General features: G+C 56.9%; 18 protein-coding genes. 2 read left to right on the top strand and 16 right to left on the bottom strand.

The genetic code is table 11. The annotated features are described in order from the left end of the window. Nucleotides 1-31: 31 nt before the first annotated feature. Nucleotides 32-835 carry a M48 family metallopeptidase gene (locus tag OR573_12930; GenBank protein XGA79390.1) on the bottom strand — a complete coding sequence of 268 codons (804 nt, stop codon included), beginning with the start codon at nucleotides 833-835 and terminating at the stop codon, nucleotides 32-34. A gap of 136 nt (nucleotides 836-971) precedes the next feature. Between OR573_12930 and OR573_12925 the strand changes: the two genes are divergently transcribed. Beyond that, entirely contained in the window at nucleotides 972-1,841 is an 870-nt protein-coding gene (locus OR573_12925; protein XGA79389.1) for an ATP-binding protein, read from the top strand. On the opposite strand, the gene der is transcribed toward OR573_12925, so the two are convergent. From der to OR573_12850, 15 genes are all read right to left on the bottom strand, one after another. Continuing rightward, entirely contained in the window at nucleotides 1,842-3,245 is a 1,404-nt protein-coding gene (der, locus tag OR573_12920) for a ribosome biogenesis GTPase Der (protein XGA79388.1), read from the bottom strand. It lies immediately after the preceding gene. Continuing rightward, the gene (gene bamB / locus OR573_12915; protein ID XGA79387.1) at nucleotides 3,242-4,438 is read right to left on the bottom strand and encodes an outer membrane protein assembly factor BamB; all 1,197 of its coding nucleotides are present in this window, start codon (nucleotides 4,436-4,438) and stop codon (nucleotides 3,242-3,244) included. The genes der and bamB overlap by 4 nt, the downstream gene beginning before the upstream one ends. After that, nucleotides 4,435-5,094, bottom strand: coding sequence for a tetratricopeptide repeat protein (locus tag OR573_12910; GenBank protein ID XGA79386.1), 660 nt, complete (start codon nucleotides 5,092-5,094; stop codon nucleotides 4,435-4,437). Before OR573_12910 ends, bamB begins: the two co-directional genes overlap by 4 nt. A gap of 63 nt (nucleotides 5,095-5,157) precedes the next feature. Continuing rightward, nucleotides 5,158-6,459, bottom strand: a complete 1,302-nt coding sequence (gene hisS / locus OR573_12905) for a histidine--tRNA ligase (GenBank protein XGA79385.1) — start codon at nucleotides 6,457-6,459, stop codon at nucleotides 5,158-5,160. Nucleotides 6,460-6,630: 171 nt separating this feature from the next. Continuing rightward, the gene (gene ispG / locus OR573_12900; GenBank protein ID XGA79384.1) at nucleotides 6,631-7,743 is read right to left on the bottom strand and encodes a flavodoxin-dependent (E)-4-hydroxy-3-methylbut-2-enyl-diphosphate synthase; all 1,113 of its coding nucleotides are present in this window, start codon (nucleotides 7,741-7,743) and stop codon (nucleotides 6,631-6,633) included. Nucleotides 7,744-7,751: 8 nt separating this feature from the next. Then, nucleotides 7,752-8,885 carry a DUF4115 domain-containing protein gene (locus tag OR573_12895; protein ID XGA79383.1) on the bottom strand — a complete coding sequence of 378 codons (1,134 nt, stop codon included), beginning with the start codon at nucleotides 8,883-8,885 and terminating at the stop codon, nucleotides 7,752-7,754. Nucleotides 8,886-8,934: 49 nt separating this feature from the next. Further along, nucleotides 8,935-9,672, bottom strand: coding sequence for a type IV pilus biogenesis/stability protein PilW (gene pilW, locus OR573_12890; GenBank protein XGA79382.1), 738 nt, complete (start codon nucleotides 9,670-9,672; stop codon nucleotides 8,935-8,937). 113 nt (nucleotides 9,673-9,785) lie between these two features. Continuing rightward, nucleotides 9,786-10,973 carry a 23S rRNA (adenine(2503)-C(2))-methyltransferase RlmN gene (gene rlmN / locus OR573_12885; GenBank protein XGA79381.1) on the bottom strand — a complete coding sequence of 396 codons (1,188 nt, stop codon included), beginning with the start codon at nucleotides 10,971-10,973 and terminating at the stop codon, nucleotides 9,786-9,788. A gap of 88 nt (nucleotides 10,974-11,061) precedes the next feature. After that, nucleotides 11,062-11,487, bottom strand: coding sequence for a nucleoside-diphosphate kinase (gene ndk / locus OR573_12880; protein XGA79380.1), 426 nt, complete (start codon nucleotides 11,485-11,487; stop codon nucleotides 11,062-11,064). 153 nt (nucleotides 11,488-11,640) lie between these two features. Continuing rightward, nucleotides 11,641-11,967 (bottom strand): iron-sulfur cluster assembly accessory protein, encoded by a 327-nt coding sequence (locus OR573_12875; GenBank protein XGA79379.1) that lies wholly within the window; start codon nucleotides 11,965-11,967, stop codon nucleotides 11,641-11,643. A 20-nt stretch (nucleotides 11,968-11,987) separates the two neighbouring features. Continuing rightward, nucleotides 11,988-13,145, bottom strand: a complete 1,158-nt coding sequence (locus OR573_12870; GenBank protein ID XGA79378.1) for an aminotransferase class V-fold PLP-dependent enzyme — start codon at nucleotides 13,143-13,145, stop codon at nucleotides 11,988-11,990. A 28-nt stretch (nucleotides 13,146-13,173) separates the two neighbouring features. Next, nucleotides 13,174-13,641, bottom strand: coding sequence for a Fe-S cluster assembly transcription factor (locus OR573_12865; GenBank protein XGA79377.1), 468 nt, complete (start codon nucleotides 13,639-13,641; stop codon nucleotides 13,174-13,176). Nucleotides 13,642-13,696: 55 nt separating this feature from the next. Then, entirely contained in the window at nucleotides 13,697-14,599 is a 903-nt protein-coding gene (gene cysE / locus OR573_12860) for a serine O-acetyltransferase (protein XGA79376.1), read from the bottom strand. 132 nt (nucleotides 14,600-14,731) lie between these two features. Next, on the bottom strand, nucleotides 14,732-15,511 hold the full coding sequence (locus tag OR573_12855; protein XGA79375.1) for an RNA methyltransferase: 780 nt from the start codon (nucleotides 15,509-15,511) through the stop codon (nucleotides 14,732-14,734). 205 nt (nucleotides 15,512-15,716) lie between these two features. Continuing rightward, nucleotides 15,717-16,388, bottom strand: a complete 672-nt coding sequence (locus OR573_12850) for a hypothetical protein (GenBank protein ID XGA79374.1) — start codon at nucleotides 16,386-16,388, stop codon at nucleotides 15,717-15,719. Nucleotides 16,389-16,690: 302 nt separating this feature from the next. On the opposite strand from OR573_12850, the gene OR573_12845 reads away from it, so the two are divergent. Further along, nucleotides 16,691-17,485 carry an inositol monophosphatase gene (locus OR573_12845; protein ID XGA79373.1) on the top strand — a complete coding sequence of 265 codons (795 nt, stop codon included), beginning with the start codon at nucleotides 16,691-16,693 and terminating at the stop codon, nucleotides 17,483-17,485. Nucleotides 17,486-17,526: the final 41 nt, after the last annotated feature.

Raw genomic sequence — 17,526 nt, 5'->3', positions numbered from 1 at the left:
TCCCGTTATCAGTGTGTGGTTAAGGCCCCTGTCAGGGGCGTGGGCAGTTAGGTGTGCGGCCTTGCTGACGCGCCTGTTCATAGATTGCCAGGGCGCTTTGCATGTTGGCATCCAGCTCATCCACTCGCTGGCCATGGCTTGGGTGAGTCGACATCCAGGCCGGTGGCTGGCCGCCGCCAGAGGCCTGCTGCATATTCTCCCACAGGGTAATGCTGGCGCGGGGGTCAAAACCGGCCCTGGCCATCAACTCCAGCCCGATGACATCCGCTTCGCTTTCATGCTTGCGTGAGAAGGGCAGAATAATGCCGTATTCGGCGCCCATTCCCAGTACGCCCATCAGCTGCTGGCCACCCGGTGTTTGCATGCCGGAGGTGCTGGCCAGAATCGACAACCCCATCTGGGTGGCGCTCTTGGTGGAAGCACGCTCATTAGCGTGACGTGCCAGAACGTGGGCAATTTCGTGACCGACCACAGACGCGAGCTGATCCTGGGAGCTGGCCACCTTGAGCATGCCGCTGTTCACGCCCATGTAGCCCCCCGGCAATGCAAAGGCATTGGGCTGTTCGGATTCGAACACCTTGGCCTGCCAGTCCATCTGCTGCTGTTCAGCCGGTAGCTCTGCCACAATCGCGCGGGTAATACACTGCACATAGCGCTGACTGGCCGCGTTGGCGGCGGGCAGGTCAGACTGGTATTGGTTGAATGCCTGTTGCCCCATCTGATTGAGCTGATCTTCTGACAACAGCAACAGTTGGGAGCGGCCGGTAGGTGATGTCGAACAGGCGGTAAGTGATACACAGACTGTGATAATGGATATCAAGCGAAGCCAGCGCATAAACATTTCCTTGTAGTCGAAACAGGGTCACACTTGTGTGAATTTCCTTCTGAATTGTCAGCTTCCTTGCACCAGAACGCAATGGGTATCATAGGGCGAGTGTTGAAGGATGAATAATCATTAAGAAGGGGGCTGTATGGATGCTGAGTTAGGGCGCCGTCTGGCGCTGTTGCTGGATAGGGTTGAGCATTGGTTGCCGCCAGTGCCTGAGCAGGTTGACTGGAACACCCATGTGGCTGCCTTATGGCAACCTCATCCACTGGGTGGCCGTCTGGTGCCTGTGCCGCCGAGAGACGCGCTTGGCCTGGACGATCTGCTGGGTATTGAGCGCCAGAAGCTGGCCCTGGTGGATAATACCCAGGCATTCTTGCAGGGGTATCCTGCCAACCATACGCTGTTGTGGGGCTCACGGGGGAGCGGCAAGTCGTCACTGATGCGAGCACTGCTCAACTCTCTGGCCGGTGAAGGGTTGCGCATGATTCAGGTTGATCGCCATGACTTAAGCAGCCTGCCGATGCTGGTCAAAGAGCTATGCAGTATGCCACAACGTTTTATCGTCTATTGCGATGATCTTTCCTTTGAAGGCCATGATGATGCCTATAAGGCACTGAAAAGCGTGCTTGATGGGGCGCTGACCGGGCCGCCAGAGAATGTCCTACTCTATGCCACGTCCAATCGTCGTCATTTGATGCCTGAATCAATGGACGATAACGCTGGGTCGCGGTTGGTGGGGGAGGAGTTGCACCATGGCGATGCGGTCGAGGAAAAAATCTCCCTGTCAGACCGCTTTGGGCTGTGGCTGGGCTTTCATCCCTTCAATCAGGATGTTTATCTGGAAGCCTGTTGCCACTGGGTATCTCAGCTGGGTAAGGCCAGCGACTGGAACGCCGAGGCGCGAGCTGAAGCGGTGCGGTTTGCCACCCTGCGCGGTGGTCGCAGCGGGCGGGCAGCGTGGCAGTTTGCAACCCAATGGGTGGGTCGCAAACGGCTGCATTCTGGCGCCTGATTAACGGCGTTTCTGGCGAGCTTCCTTGGTGCGGTTGAGTTCGCGTTTCTTGGCCTTTTCCTTGTCGCTGGCGCCTGCCATGTGATCATAGGGGTTATTGCCCGAACGGAATTCAAAGCGCATGGGGGTTCCGCGTACCTTGAGCACCTTGCGGAAGGTATTGATCAGAAAGCGCCGGTAGGACTCCGGCAGTGATTCGGTCTGGTTGCCGTGCACCACTATGATCGGCGGGTTGCTGCCGCCCTGGTGGGCCATGCGCAGCTTGATCCGTCGGCCATGAATCATCGGCGGCGGGTGCTGGCTGACGGCATCCTGAAGCAGAGTCGTCAGCCGGTTGGTTGACCAGTGGGCATTAGCAGCATTGAAGGCGCGTTCAATCGAAGGGTAAAGATCACCAACGGCCGTGCCGTGCAGCGCTGAAATAAAGTGCAGCTCGGCATAGTCGGCAAACCCCAGGCGGCGCTTGATGTCGGCGCGAATCTTTTCCCGGGCATCCTGCTCCAGGCCATCCCACTTGTTAACGGCCAATACCAGGGCGCGCCCTGTGGTCAGTACATAGTCAAGCAGGTGCAGATCCTGTTCTACCAGGCCGTTGCGCGCATCCAGCACCATGATGGCTACATGGCATTCCTTGATGGCTTCCAGGGTCTTGATGATGGAGAACTTTTCGGCGATTTCGCTGACATTCTTGCGCCGCCTGACGCCTGCGGTATCGACCAGCACATAGGGTTTGCCGCGCCGCTCGAAAGGTATTTCGATGGCATCCCGAGTGGTGCCGGCTTCATCAAAGACGACAACACGATCTTCGCCCAGCAGGCGGTTGACCAGGGTGGACTTGCCCACATTGGGGCGCCCAATGACGCCAATGCGGATGCCCTTGGTGCCGGTATCAGCAGGGATGCTTTCATCACGCTCCGGAAAGGGCGCCAGGACCACATCCATCAGGGTCGAGACGTTACGACCATGGGCAGCGGCAATCGGCCAGGGGTCGCCAAGCCCAAGGGCCCAGAAATCAGCCATGGCCGAATGTTCTTCCAGGCCGTCGGTCTTGTTGACCACCAGCCAGGTTTTTTTCTGGTTGACGCGCAGGTGGTTGGCGATAGCTTCATCCGCCACGTTCAGACCGGCACGGGCATCAACCAGAAACAGGACAATATCGGCTTCATCAATCGCGGCCAGTGACTGCTCGGCCATGGCCGCATCAATGCCTTCTTCGTCACCGCTGATGCCACCGGTATCAATCACCGTGTAGGCCTTGCCGCCCAGCATGCCGTTACCGTATTTGCGGTCACGGGTCAGGCCAGGAAAATCAGCGACCAGCGCATCGCGGGAGCGGGTCAGGCGGTTAAACAAGGTTGACTTGCCCACATTGGGGCGGCCAACCAGGGCAATCACAGGTGTCATTGAGTGACTTCCAGAGTTTCCAACCGACCATTGTCGGCTTGAACATGAATGGTGCTGCCTTCGGTAACCGGGCGAACGCTGATGCCGGAATCGTCGACTTCATGGCGTGCGGCCAGTTCACCGTCGCGGGCATCAATAAGATGAAGGTAACCTTCATAATCACCGAATACCAGATTGCCATCGGCAAAGGCCGGGGCGGTAATCCAGCGGCCTTCCAGGTCGCGGTTACGCCAGACTTCCTGGCCATTATCGGCGGTCAGGGCAACCACGTGACTTTCATCCGTGGCTACAAACAGCAGGTCGCCCACCAGTACAGGGGTGTGGCGGCTGGACAGCGAACGTGACCACATGACATCGCCGCGCAGGGCTTCAAGGGCCGCCACTTCGCCGTTATAGCTGGTCACAAACAGTCGGCCATCCGGAGTGATCACTGGCTGGCCCGCAAGATCAACCAGGCGTTCAACATCGCTGCGCCCGCTGGGTGTGGCAATCTGCTGTTCCCACAGAGGCTGACCATTGCGATTGTCCAGGGTGGCCAGGCGGCCGTTGGAGAAGCCTGCAAAGGTCACCGGATCAATGGTTTGTGGTGTGCCCGTGCCGCGCAGGGTCAAGGCAGGCAGCTGACTGGAATAGGTCCATAACTGATCACCGGTGGCCCGGTTCAGTGCGGTAATCCGCCCGTCGGTACTCTGTACGATCAATTGCTGTTGATTGGCCTGCGGGGCAGCGAGAACATCACTGGATACCCGTGAACGCCACTGGACGCTACCGTCCTCCTGGTCAAGTGCCAGCACTTCGCCGTTGCGGGTGCCTAAATAAAGCTCACCGGCAATGGCATTCAAGGCGCTGGAAACGTCTGCGTCCAGGTTAACTTCCCATTGGCGCTGGCCGTTGTCTGCGTTATAGGCAGCCACGACGCCGTCAGCATCAGCGGCAAACAGGCGGTTGCCATCGCGTGCAGGGGCAATCGGGTAGCGGGCGCGGCCAAGGCCATCGCCTACGCGGGTGCTCCAGCGTTCCTGCAGTTCAGCGCTGGCTTCAAACGCCTGCAATTCTTTGGGTGTATAGATAGGCTCACTTTTACTGGCACAGCCGGCCACCAGTGCCACGATACTGGCACCTAGCGCCAGGCGCAGGGCGCGTGGCAAACGTGGGCGTGAAGTGCCCGGGTGTAGACAAGAGGGGGCGTTCATAGCGCAGTCTCCTTGGTGCCGAGGTCATCTAGCTTCAGCTGTACGCCGTAAAGCGGTTGACTCTGTTCCTGTGCCAGCGTCAGGGCATTTTGCCAGGCATCGCGAGCATCATCATGTTGGTTAAGGGCAAAATGGGCATCACCACGCAGGTCGTCACGCTGGGCTGCCAGTGAATCAACAATGGATTGATCCAATAGATCAAGCGCCTCTTGTGGTTCGTCACGGGCAATTGCCAGCCGTGCCAGGCGCAGCCGTGCCAGGCTCTGTACGTAGAGGCGCGAAGAGTTGTCAACCACCTGCTCAAGGGCACGGGTAGCGCCTTCCAGGTCTTGCTGCTGAACCGCCAGACGGGCGTCCAGCAGCTGGGCAAGCTCGGCGTAGAGAGTGCCGTCATACTCGTCGTTGATTTCCGTCACCAGCTCGCGGGCCTGGGCCAGCATGGCGTCATCATTTGAGTTGCTGGCGGTCAGGTTGACCAGTTCCTGGTAGCGTATTGATGCGGCTTCAGCGCGATTGTCCTGGTAGTTTTGCCAAGCGTTCCAGCCAAACACGCCCGCGGCCGCAATGGCAACGCCAGCAATGAGCGAGGCTCCATTGTCCTTCCACCAGCGTTTGATGGCTTCCAGCTGCTCTTCTTCTGTTCTCAGCTCCGCCATGGGCGGCCTCCTTATCTGTCTTCTGTCATGGCGTTTGGGCGCATGGATCAGGAAATCGGTATATCAGGCAATCAGATCTTGCAACCGTTCAGGCAGTGTTGCCTGGGGGTGGCGTTGCTGTTCACGCTCTTCGCGTAGGAACTTGAGCGTAACAGCATCGGTTTGCCGTTCGTCCTCACCAATCAGCAAGGCAATCGTCGCTCCGCTTTTATCGGCTTTCTTCATGCGGCTTTTGAAACTGCCGCCGCCGCAGTGCAGCTGCAAACGTAGTTCGGGCAATTGGCTGCGTAACTGCTCGGCCAGGGTGAGAGCCGTGAGGGTCGCGGCCTCATCCATGGGGAGCAGGTAGACATCGCAGCCACCCAGCGCCTCTTCAGGCACCAGTTGTAGGGTATCCAGCAACAGAATCAGGCGTTCAATGCCCATCGCAAAGCCAACGGCTGGGGTAGACTTGCCGCCAAGCTGTTCAACCAGGCCATCGTAGCGGCCACCTGCACAGACCGTACCCTGGCTGCCCAGGGCTTGGGTCGTCCACTCGAACACTGTGCGGCAGTAGTAGTCCAGGCCGCGTACCAGCCGTGGATTAATCACATAGTGAATACCCGCCGCATCAAGCATGGCCTTGAGCTGTTCAAAGTGCTCGCGGGATTCTTGATCCAGGTGATCCATCAGGCGCGGCGCGTTTTCCAGCATCTCGGCCATGGCCGGGTTCTTGGAATCCAATATCCGCAGCGGGTTGCTGGAAAGGCGCCGCAGCGAGTCTTCGTCGAGAATCTCACGGTGCTGCTCAAAGTAACTCACCAGTGTTTCGCGATAGGCTGCGCGAGCCTCAGCCGAGCCAAGCGAGTTAAGCTCCAGGGTCACGTGCTGGGTGAGCCCGAGTTCCTGCCATAGACGCGCTGAGAGCAGAATTACTTCGGCGTCAATATCCGGGCCTTCAAAGCCGTAGGTTTCCACCCCGACCTGATGGAACTGACGATAGCGACCTTTCTGCGGGCGTTCATGGCGAAACATCGGCCCCTGATACCAAAGCCGCTGCGTCTGGTTGTGCAGCAGGCCGTGCTCCATTGCTGCCCGGACGCAGCTGGCGGTGCCTTCAGGCCGCAGGGTCAGGCTGTCGCCATTACGATCTTCGAAGGTGTACATTTCTTTTTCGACAATATCAGTGACTTCGCCAATCGAGCGAGCGAACAAGGCTGTCTGCTCAACAATCGGCGTGCGGATTTCGTCGAAGCCGTAACGCGCCATTAGCTGGCGAACCTTGCTTTCGAAGAACTGCCAGCGAGGGCTGTCACCGGGCAGAAGATCATTCATGCCCCGGATGGCTTGGATTTTCTTGGCAGACTTGGCAGCAGGCTGGCTCAATGATAACTCCTTGTTTGACTTTATTTGCAAAGACGCTTTTGCAAAGACGCTTCAGTAAATACCGCTGTGTGCAGATAGCCGGATAAAACTGTCAGACACTGCTTAATGGCTAAAGGTTGCCAACCGGCAACCTTTAGCGACGGGGCAGACAATATTGCGTGGGAGCCGCTGTCAGCTGCGGGCAATAGTGTTCTGTTCGCGCTGCTCTTTTTCATGCACTTTATCGCGAATCATTCGCTCAAGGTCATCTACCAGATGGTCGTTACGCAGCTTGGTAGCGGGCTTGCCGTCGATATAAACCAGGTTGGCAGGTGAACCGCCAGTCAGGCCGATATCGGTTTCCTTGGCTTCCCCCGGGCCGTTGACCACACAGCCAATTACCGACACATCAAGGGGCGTCATGATATCTTCCAGACGTTCCTCAAGCTGGTTCATGGTATCGATCACATCAAAGTTCTGGCGCGAGCAGCTTGGGCAGGCAATAAAGTTGATGCCCTTGGCGCGCAGTTTCAGGCTTTTTAGCATATCAAAGCCGACCTTGATTTCTTCTACCGGATCAGCGGCCAGAGAGACGCGGATAGTGTCACCGATACCATCCATCAGCAGCATGCCCAGGCCAATCGAGGACTTGACCGTACCGGAACGCAACCCGCCCGCTTCGGTAATGCCCAGATGCAGAGGCTGTTCAATGCGGCTGGCCAGATCACGATAGGCAGCCACGGCCATGAACACATCTGAGGCCTTGACGCTGACCTTGAATTCCTGGAAATCCAGCCGGTCAAGGTGATCGATATGGCGCATGGCGGATTCAACCAGGGCCGCGGGGGTGGGTTCGCCGTATTTCTTTTGCAGGTCTTTTTCCAGCGAACCGGCGTTAACCCCGATGCGAATCGGGATGCCGTTATCACGAGCGGCACTGACAACCGCGCGGACACGCTCTTCACGGCCAATATTGCCAGGGTTGATGCGCAGGCAATCAACGCCCAGTTCAGCCACGCGCAGGGCAATCTTGTAATCGAAATGAATGTCAGCCACCAGGGGCACCTGCACTTCGCGCTTGATCTTGCCAAAGGCTTCGGCGGCCTCCATGTCGGGCACCGAAACCCGCACAATATCAGCACCGGCGGTTTCCAGCTGGCGGATCTGCGCCACGGTTGCCGCAACATCCAGCGTGTTGGTGTTGGTCATGCTCTGCACTGAGATGGGCGCATCTCCACCGACAGCGACATGACCGACATGAATCTGGCGCGAGTGGCGACGTTTGATCGGGGATGGGGCATGCATACGGTGATTTACTCTCCTAAAGTGAAGCGGGCAACGTTGTTGGCACCGGCGCGCTCGCCAAGATCGACGGCCTCACCCTGGTAGCGCAATTCAACGCCAGTGGAGTTACCGATTGTCAGCCGATAGGGCGGCTCTCCTTCAACGGTTGCTGACGTGCCAGGCTCCTGAAGGCCAACAAAGACACGCTGGTTGTTGGCATCGAATATCTCGGTCCAGGACTGCTGGTTGAAGGTGAGTTCAAGGCGATTGCTAACATCCTCGGTCGTGCTATCGTCTGCTGCTGCATCCGTATCTGATGTTTCCTGGGAAGCAGCCAGGGTTTCTACGTTTTCGGGTGCTTCTTCGCCAAGCTGTTCATCGCTTGTCTGTTCTTCGTCAAGTTGGTCGTCAGCCTGCCCATTGCTGGTCTGTGGGTCAGCGTCCTGTAACGTCGTGCCGGCGTCAGCGCTGATCTGCGCAGTATCCGTGTCTGGCAGGGAATTGTTGACAGTGCCGGTAGTGTCAGCAGATTCATCGGTCTGGGTGAGGGGCATGGAATCATTCAGTGGCGCCTCTGGGTCAGCGCTGTCTGTGCTGGTGTTGTCTGTGCGCTGGTCGTCATCAGCCGTGATGGCTGTCGCCGCGTTGTTATCGGCGTTGCGGGCGGCCGAATTGCTGGTTGCAATATTGCTATCTTCCGCGCTCAGCTGAGAGGAGTCTTCCAACCCTGGGGGAGTGCTGCCACCACGGCTTTGCCACCACATCACGGTCACCGCAATCAAGCCGAGGATTACCGCCAGAGTGAACAGTTTGAACAGCACGGCACCGATGCGTGAAGGCGGCTTTTTGACTGATACGGGCGATACCTTGCGGTCAGTGGTTTCCTGGCTGCCATTGCGCGCTTTATAGGCGTCAAGCACCAGCGTTTCATCGATATTCAGATACCTGGCATAGGCACGCAGGTAACCACGACGATAGGTAGGTACCGGTATCTCGTCGTAATTGTCGTGTTCAAGGCCGTTAATAACGGCAGGACGCAGGTGCAGCGCTTCGGCAGCCTCTTCAACAGAAATGTTAAGTTGTTCACGTTGACGCTGTAATTGCTCACCGGGAGAAACGGTGGGCGTTTGATTATATTGTTCTGGGGTGTGTGTATCGCTCATGGCTGAGCATCCTTCAATAAATAAGCGGTGAACAGGGCTTTAGGCAACATTATTCGAACTGGTCAAGCTGACGCTGGTAGTCGGCGGCAATGGCATCTTCGCCACGACTGTAAGCAATATCAATGGCCATCTGCAGTGCCTCACGGTTTGGATTTGCCAGCTGCAAATAAGTCTGCATGGATCGCCAGGCTTGGGAATCATTGCCCTGTGAAAACTCTAACTCGGCTAAAAGGTAATAACTGCGCGCATAGCGCGGGTCTATCTGTTGGGCGCGCTGTAAGGCATTACGCGCCGGGTCAATCTGATCTTGTGCAATATAGCACTGGCCTAAATTAGTAAAAAGCTGTGATCTGCGTGGATAGTTGGCGGCTTGAGAGGCTGTTTCAAGCTGTTCACAAGCCGCCTGATAGTCACCCTGTGCATACAGAAAAGCAGCAAAGTTATTGCGCGCCTGGGTAAAATCCGGCGCATTCTCTAGTGCTTCCTGAAAATGCTCTCTGGCAAGGGCCATTTCGCCCTGTTGCTGATAGACCAAGGCCAGTGCCTGAAGTGCTTCGGCATGCTCAGGCGCAATTTCCAGCGCGCGACTCAACGCATCCAGGGCGCGGCTCAGATTGTTGCGTTCAAAGTAGGCAACGCCCAGTTGTGTGTAGGCATCTACAGCTTCAGGGCGTTGCTGGGCTGTCATGCCTGTGTTTGCGGCACAGCCAGACAACCACAGCGTGATCAATAGCGCTGTCAGCAATGCCCCTGAACGGGGGAGGTGACATCTGCGTTGATTGATCATCGCTATCCTCAGTGCAGGGTGAGTCGTCAAAATGTGTCCATCAAAGCGCCGTGTAAGGCGTAAGTCAAGCCTCTGCCTGATGACGTATTCCAGTAGAGGCTATCATGGCCAGCTTAATCGGCATCGATCTGGATCGACTGAATATAGCGAGCATGGCGTTTGGTGCGGTCTTTGACCTGGCCCACCAGTTGGCCGCAGGCTGCATCAATATCGTCACCGCGCGTGGTGCGAATGGTAGCAGTATGTTTCAGATCGTAAAGCCATTGTTGGAAACGCATGCACTGATTGCGTGAGGGCTTTTCATAACCTGAATGGGGAAACGGGTTAAATGGAATCAGGTTGATCTTGCAAGGCAGTTCATCCAGCAGTGTTGCCAGTTCTTCGGCATGCTGCTGCTGATCGTTAACGTCCTTGATCAGGGTGTACTCAATCGTGATGAGGCGATTATCGGCGCACTTTGAGAGATAGCGATGACAGGCATCAATCAGGCAGCGGATATTATACTTGCGGTTGAGCGGCACCAGTTCGGTGCGCAATTCATCGTTGGCCGCATGCAGGGAGATCGCCAGGCTGACGTCTATGTCGTCGCCCAGTTTGTCGATCATCGGGACAACGCCAGACGTTGACAGGGTCACTCGGCGTTTTGACAGGCCATAGCCGTTATCATCAAGCATCAGCTTCATGGCGGGTACAACGTTATCGTAGTTGAGCAGCGGCTCGCCCATGCCCATCATTACCACGTTGGTTACCGGGCGGTTGCCTGAATCCCGGCGCGGGCCGACACTACGTTGAGCCACCCATACCTGGCCAATGATTTCAGCGGCGGTCAGGTTGCGTTGGAAGCCCTGCTTACCGGTTGAGCAGAAGCTGCAGTCAAGCGAACAGCCCACCTGTGAAGAAACGCACAGAGTCCGGCGCTTGCCGTTATCCGCAGGAATCAGCACGGTTTCGACATAGCTGCCATCTTCCACTTCCAGCACCCATTTGCGCGTACCGTCGTTGGAAGCGCCTTCGTAGACAACCCCAGGGCCGCGAATCTCAGCCACTTTGGCAAGTTTTTCGCGCAGCGGCTTGGAAAGGTTGGTCATTGCTGCAAAGTCGTCACAGCCTTCGTGGTGGATCCATTTCATCATCTGGTTGGCGCGAAATTTCTTTTCGCCAATAGCCAGGAAGAAAGCTTCCATCTGCTCGCGGGACATTCCGAGCAGATTCTGGCGTTGTGGGGTGGATTCAGCCGTCGGCGTTTGCTCTGGCGTGTGTGACGATACAGCAGGAACTGATTGGGCAGCGGTGGTGGTCATGATGGTCAGCGTTCAGAAAAGAGGCGGGGGCTTGGGCCCCCGCGAAAATGGCCGGCAACAGGCGTTGGTACGGCGCTGGTCTGCCTGCTTAGCGCGGGCAGATTTCGTCGTTGCCGAAGAAATAGGCGATTTCACGCTCGGCGCTTTCCGGTGAATCAGAACCATGGACAGCGTTGGCGTCAATAGTTTCCGCAAAATCCGCACGAATGGTGCCAGGAGCGGCTTCTTTCGGGTTGGTGGCGCCCATCAGTTCGCGATTTTTGCTAATCGCATCATCACCTTCAAGTACCTGAACCACGACCGGGCCAGAGGTCATGAAGCCAACCAGATCCTTGAAGAACGGACGCTCTTTGTGTTCGGCATAGAAACCACCGGCTTTCTCTTCAGACAGGTGCAGCATTTTGGCGGCCACTACCTTGAGGCCAGCTTTTTCAAAGCGGGCAATGATGTCGCCAATGGCGTTTTTTGCTACGGCGTCGGGCTTGATAATAGAGAGCGTGCGTTCAGTCGCCATGTGGATCTCCTGAAAAGGCTATAACAGAAATCGCCGCTCTGAATGACCAGAGCGGCATGTCAAAAAAGTCAGCAGCCGGGAATCCCGAACTGCGCGGGGCGATTATAGCGTTTCCCGCCGGTAATGAATACGGGCGTCTTGACGCTGGCGCTTTTAAACCGTAAAGCTTTCGCCACAGCCGCATTCATCCTTGATATTCGGGTTATTGAAGCGGAAATAGCGGTTGAGCCCTTCGTTGACGAAGTCGACCTCACTGCCGTCAAGCATCTCCAGCGCTTCACGGTCGACAAATACCTTGGCGCCGTGGGCTTCGAAACTGATATCTGCAGCGTCAGCTTCATCTGCAAAATCGAGGACATAGCTGAAGCCGGAGCAACCGCTGGGCTTGACTGAAACCTTCAGCCCCAGCCCTTTGCCGCGCTCGTCAAGAACGTGGTGGATCTGTTTGGCAGCGGCGGGTGTGATGGTTAATGATGCCATGAGGGTCTCTCCTGAAAATATTAGCGTAAGCCGTCGACGGCGTGAGCCAGTAAGCGCAAGGTATGCTCAATGTCGTCCTGGGTGGTGTAACGCCCGAGGCTGAAACGCAGGGATGCCAATGCCAGCCGACGCGGAATACCTACGCCCAGAAGCACATAGGAAGGATCCACGCTGGCTGAGTTGCAGGCAGAGCCGGTGGATACGGCGATATCACGCAGCGCCATCAACAAGGGTTCTGCCTCAACGCCGTCAAACGCGACGTTGATAATGTTGGGTACCGCATTGTCAGCGGGTGAATTAAGAAAGACACCGCCCATCTGCTGCAGGCCATTGAGAAAATCCTGCCTGAGACGGGTGATGCGCAACTGCTCTTCTTCACTGTGCTGCTGCGCCAGGGCAAAGGCTTCCCCCATGGCGGCAATCTGGTGAGTGGGCAAGGTGCCGGAGCGCATGCCGCGTTCATGCCCACCACCGTGAATCAAGGCTTCAATACGCAACGAGGGGTCACGCTTGACATACAAGGCGCCCACGCCTTTAGGGCCATAGGCCTTATGGCCGGAAAGCGACATCAGATCCACCGACTGGGCAACGACGTCCAGTTCAATGCGGCCAACGGCCTGAGCCGCATCGGTATGGAAGGCGGCACCAAACTGATGGGCAACCTCAGCCAGCGACTTGATATCGTTGATGCTGCCAAGCTCGTTATTGACCGCCATCAAGGAAACCAGAGCGGTATCATCGCGCATGACCTCACGCAATTGCGTAGGCGTTATGCAGCCATCATTGCCTGGTTTGAGCCAGGTCACTTCTACGCCTTCGGACTCCAGCGCCTTGGCGGTATCCACCACGGCCTTGTGTTCGATAATTGACGTTATCAGATGGCGGCCACGGGCCCGATTGGCCCGCATGAAGCCGGTAAGCGCCAGGTTGTCGGCTTCGGTCGCGCCGCTGGTCCAGACGATTTCTCTTGGGTCGGCGTTGATGGTATCTGCCACTTGGCGCCGCGCATGTTCCACCGCCTGTTCCGCCTGCCAGCCAGACATATGGCTGCGTGAGGCCGGGTTGGCAAAAAGCTGATCAACGGTCAGATAGCGTTGCATTACTGTCGCCACGCGTTCATCCACTGGGGTAGTGGCCGCGTAATCAAGGTAAATGGGGCGGGTAGGCGTGGAAGACATGAAGCACTCTGTGATAAATACGCTGTGATTATGGCGTTGAGGCAAAAATACCGGCATCCAGTCGCGCCTGCTGGCGGGACGCCACCTGTTGGACGTCGTTGCGCTGTAGCAGTTGTTCCAGCGTGACGTCGTCTAGAAACTGGCGAATCTGGCCGGATAGTTCACACCACAGATGATGGGTCAGGCAGGTGTCGCCCTGCTGGCAATCGGAAAGTCCGTGACAGCGGGTGGCATCAACGGTTTCGTTGACCGCGTCAATCACCCGGGAAACGGTAATCTCGCTGGCCGGTAGTGCCAGCAGATAACCGCCTCCGGGGCCGCGAACGCTTTTAACCAGGCCTGCGCGTCTTAAGCGGGCAAACAGTTGCTCAAGATATGACAGGGAAATTCCCTGGCGTTGCGAAATATCACCCAGGCTGGTGGGGCTGATGCCCGCGTTGATCGCCAGGTCGAGCATGGCGGTCACCGCATAGCGGCCTTTGGTCGTTAATCGCATGGCGACACCTTGGATAACATTGATGTGCCATTATGGGAAAGCCCGACTGCTTTGGTCAACCTTTACTTGAGGGCGTGGTGTCGGTGTCAGTATCTTTGTCTGCTGCTGCATGAGCGTCAGCGCCGCTTGAGTGACGCGTCGCCTTGCCTTGGGCTGACAGCGGCGGGCAGCCATTATCGGCTTCGTCAAGAATGTCAGCAAAGTCTTCATCGCGCAGTTCCGGCAGCTGGCTACCCCGGTAGCTGGCGTCCAGCTTGGAAAGCGTTGAGCACATCCGCTCGATCCGCTCATCCACCGCATGCATATGGTCAAGCATGGCCTGCATGGAGCGTGCTACCGGGTCTGGCATATCCTGGCTGACCCCGTAGGCGTCAAAGCCGAATTTCTTGTGGATGGCTTCCCGGCGCGCAGGATCAATATCAAGTTCTTCCTCGACATCCGGGTCAGCGCGCTTGACGATCTTGCCGGGAATCCCGACCACGGTTGCGCCGGCCGGTACTTCCTTGGTGACCACGGCGTTGGAGCCAATCTTGGCGCCTTCCCTGACGGTGAAAGGGCCGAGAATCTTGGCGCCAGCGCCAACGATCACGCCGTTTTCAAGGGTAGGGTGGCGTTTGCCTTTATTCCAGCTGGTGCCGCCCAGGGTCACACCGTGGTAAAGCGTGACGTCATTGCCAATGATCGCTGTTTCGCCAATCACCACGCCCATGCCATGGTCAATAAAAAATCGCCGCCCTATGGTGGCGCCAGGGTGAATCTCGACCCCTGTCAGCCAGCGGGAAAAAGTCGAAAGTGTCCGCGCCAGCCATTTGGCATTCTTTTTCCACAGCCAATGGTTCAACCGATGCAATAACAGAGCGTGCAGACCCGGATAGTTGGTAAGCACCTCCATGAAATTACGCGCCGCCGGGTCGCGGTCAAACACACTGTTGATATCTTCACGCAGGCGTTCAAACATGCGGTAGTCCTATCGTGGTTTATCGACACATGTCATCGGCCAGAGCAAACAGCGCGATGTCAGTCGTTAAAAGGGTTTTTAAAAAACTTGAACGTTAATGTTGAGGGCAGTGGCGCTGCTATTCAAGCCAGCTCATTCGTGTGTCGATGGGTTGTCAGGGGTAGCCTTTGTCCTGGCTGCCTGCTTTTCGGTGGCGGTCAATATGCCACGCAGGATATTCAGCTCTATCTGTTCCGGACGGGCGCGTAGGTAAAGCCTGCGTAAACGTGCCATCAGCTGGCGTGGTTTTGCCGGATCATGAAACTCGATGGCAATCAGGGTGCGCTCCAGGTGCTCAAAATAGCGTTCCAGATCAGCGTGAGTGGCCAGGGTGTCATCGTGCTCGTCAGACGACAGCTCAGGCGCTTGGGTTTGTGTTGCCAGCCAGGCTAGGCGGCATTCGTAGGCCACCACCTGCACGGCAGCGGCAAGGTTGAGTGAGCTGAAATCAGCGTTGGTGGGGATGTGCACATGGGCATTGCAGCGCTGTAGCTCGGCGTTGGTCAGGCCGCTATCTTCGCGCCCGAACACCAATGCCACCCGCGAACCAGACGGCTGGCACTCTGAGGGCAGGCGTTCCGCCAGCTCCCGTGGAGATACCATCGGCCAGGGCAGGGTGCGCGAGCGGGCACTGGCACCCACGGTGAAGGTGCAGTCGGCCACGGCGCCTTCGAGATCTGCGTGAATACGAGCATTATGCAGCAGGTGATCCGCGCCAGAGGCGCGTGAAATACTCTCCTGATGAATCACCTCGCAGCGTGGGGCGACAAGGGCAAGGTCGCTTAGCCCCATATTGTGCATGGCGCGGGCAACGGCGCCGATATTGCCAGGGTGGCTGGTACCAATCAGAACAATGCGCAGACGATCAAGCATAATAGGATCCGCGTTAGGAGCAGGTGACGGAAAGCGAGCACGCGGCAAGCGAAACTCTACATAAGCGCATCATGTATAGCGCCGCCACACGCACTGCTATAAAGCGCAAAAGTCTAGCATGGATGCGGTGAGACAAGGTAAGGGGGAGGAATTCAAATGACAATACGGCGAGGCAGCGTGCCTGGCCGTATTGCCTGATGCAGGGTTAGAAGGTGTAGCTGACCCCGAGAGTCACCACCGGGAAGACGGACAGCTCATCGGCATCTTCCTGGAGTTTGCGCTCTTCTTCGCGCAGATCCGAGGCCAACTGAGCGTTTGATTGCTCAAGGCCATTGGCAGTGCTCAGGCTGACATCAACATCCGTGGTCATCACGCCAAGCTCGGAGAAAACCCCAAAGCCTGAACGATGCGACGAACGCCAGCCAATCCCCACATAAGGCTGAACGCTGTCGGCAACGACCAGGGAGCCATTGAGTGAGCCAATGTCTTCCTGATTGTAGAGGTTGCCATTGAACTCGAACTCGCCGCCCGAGAGGTTGGAAGTGCCGTTTACATCTGCCGTCATATCCGGCAGTGCGGCGCCCGCTGTCAGGTAAAAGCGGCCTGCAAAGGGGAAGTAGTCAAACTTGAGTATGCCTGCCTGAAGACCGATATCACCGCTATAGTTGACGTCGTCCGTTTCGTAATCACCGCTGTAATCCAGCCCGTCGGTGTAGTTGGCGGAGACTGAGAAGCGCTCGTGGAAACGCCATGATGCTTCTGGCCCGATGCCTGTTGTGCCAGCCATCGCGCCGATAGTCAGTGTGCTTTCGAATGCCTGTGCCGAGCCTGCTACCAGCAGGCCGCCAAGTGCCATGAAGGCAATTGATTTTTTCATTGGGATCCCTTGAATGATTTATTCCTTCAGTCTGACGCCGAAGGTTAAATGATATTAACATTCTAAGAATCATTTGCCCCTTCGACTTATGTGGAGGTGTTTGTGGAGGGGCTTAAAAGAGGGTTGTTCAGCGTTATTCATAAGGTCGTGGCGAGCCGGTGGGGGCTCTGTTAGAATGCGCTCCCACGACGGCAGCGTAGTGTGCCGTTGACGATATTCGTTCTTTAACATTTCTGTTCTTTAGCGCCGCTCTTGAAAACCCTTTTCAAGGGCAGGCCGGAAGTTCGCATAAAGGCCCTCTCATGAATCCAATGGTTCAGTTTACCCTGCGTGCTGCGCGTAGTGCCGCCGAGCAATTTTTACGAATCCGTGAGCGCATCGAAAACGCTCACGATGAAGCCAACCTTGAGCGTTTGCTTGAGGAAGCCGCACGCAAGGCTGAAGCCACTATTGTGCAGCAGCTTGAGCGCGGTTACCCGCAGCATGGCCTGGTAGGCCGTTACACTGACCATAAGAAAGGCGTGGATGAAGGCGCAGATGTCGTCTGGAAAATCGAGCCCATGCACGGATATTCCAATCTGGCAGTAGCGGGCAAAGGTTTTGCGCTGTCAGTCGTGTGTCTGGTGAAGAACCGCCCTGAGCATGCGGTCATCCTCGCCCCCTTTGCTGATGACGAATACATCGCCAGCCGTGGCCGGGGGGCTCAGTACAACGGTAAGCGTATGCGGGTCAGCAAGCCAACAGCGGTGGCTGGAACGCGCAGCGCCATGAGCCTGCCGGAAAGCTGGCTGCGCTCGCGTCATTTACCCGCCTACCTGACGCTTACCCAGCAGCTGGCGCCGCAATTGGAAACCCTGGTGGCCACAGGCAGTGGTTTGCTGGACATTTGTGAAGTAGCCACCGGTCGCGTTGATAGTGCCTTTGTGCTGGGCATTGAAGAACAGGATATGCAAGTGGGTACTCTGCTGCTCAAAGAGACCGGCGCACTGATCGGTACCCCGGACGGCAAGCCGACAATCAGTGCAGAAGGTTTGTTGATGGCCGCTGGCCCGCGCCTTTACAAGGCACTGATCAAGCAGTTAGCGCCACACTTCTGAAACGCTGCTGATAACCGTCTGGCGGGTTAGCTTTCTGCCCA

This window comes from Halomonas sp. CH40 (assembly GCA_041875495.1).
Lineage (GTDB): Bacteria > Pseudomonadota > Gammaproteobacteria > Pseudomonadales > Halomonadaceae > Vreelandella.
The sequence above is the reverse complement of the archived record's forward strand: the minus strand, read 5'-3'. Positions and strand labels throughout refer to the sequence as shown.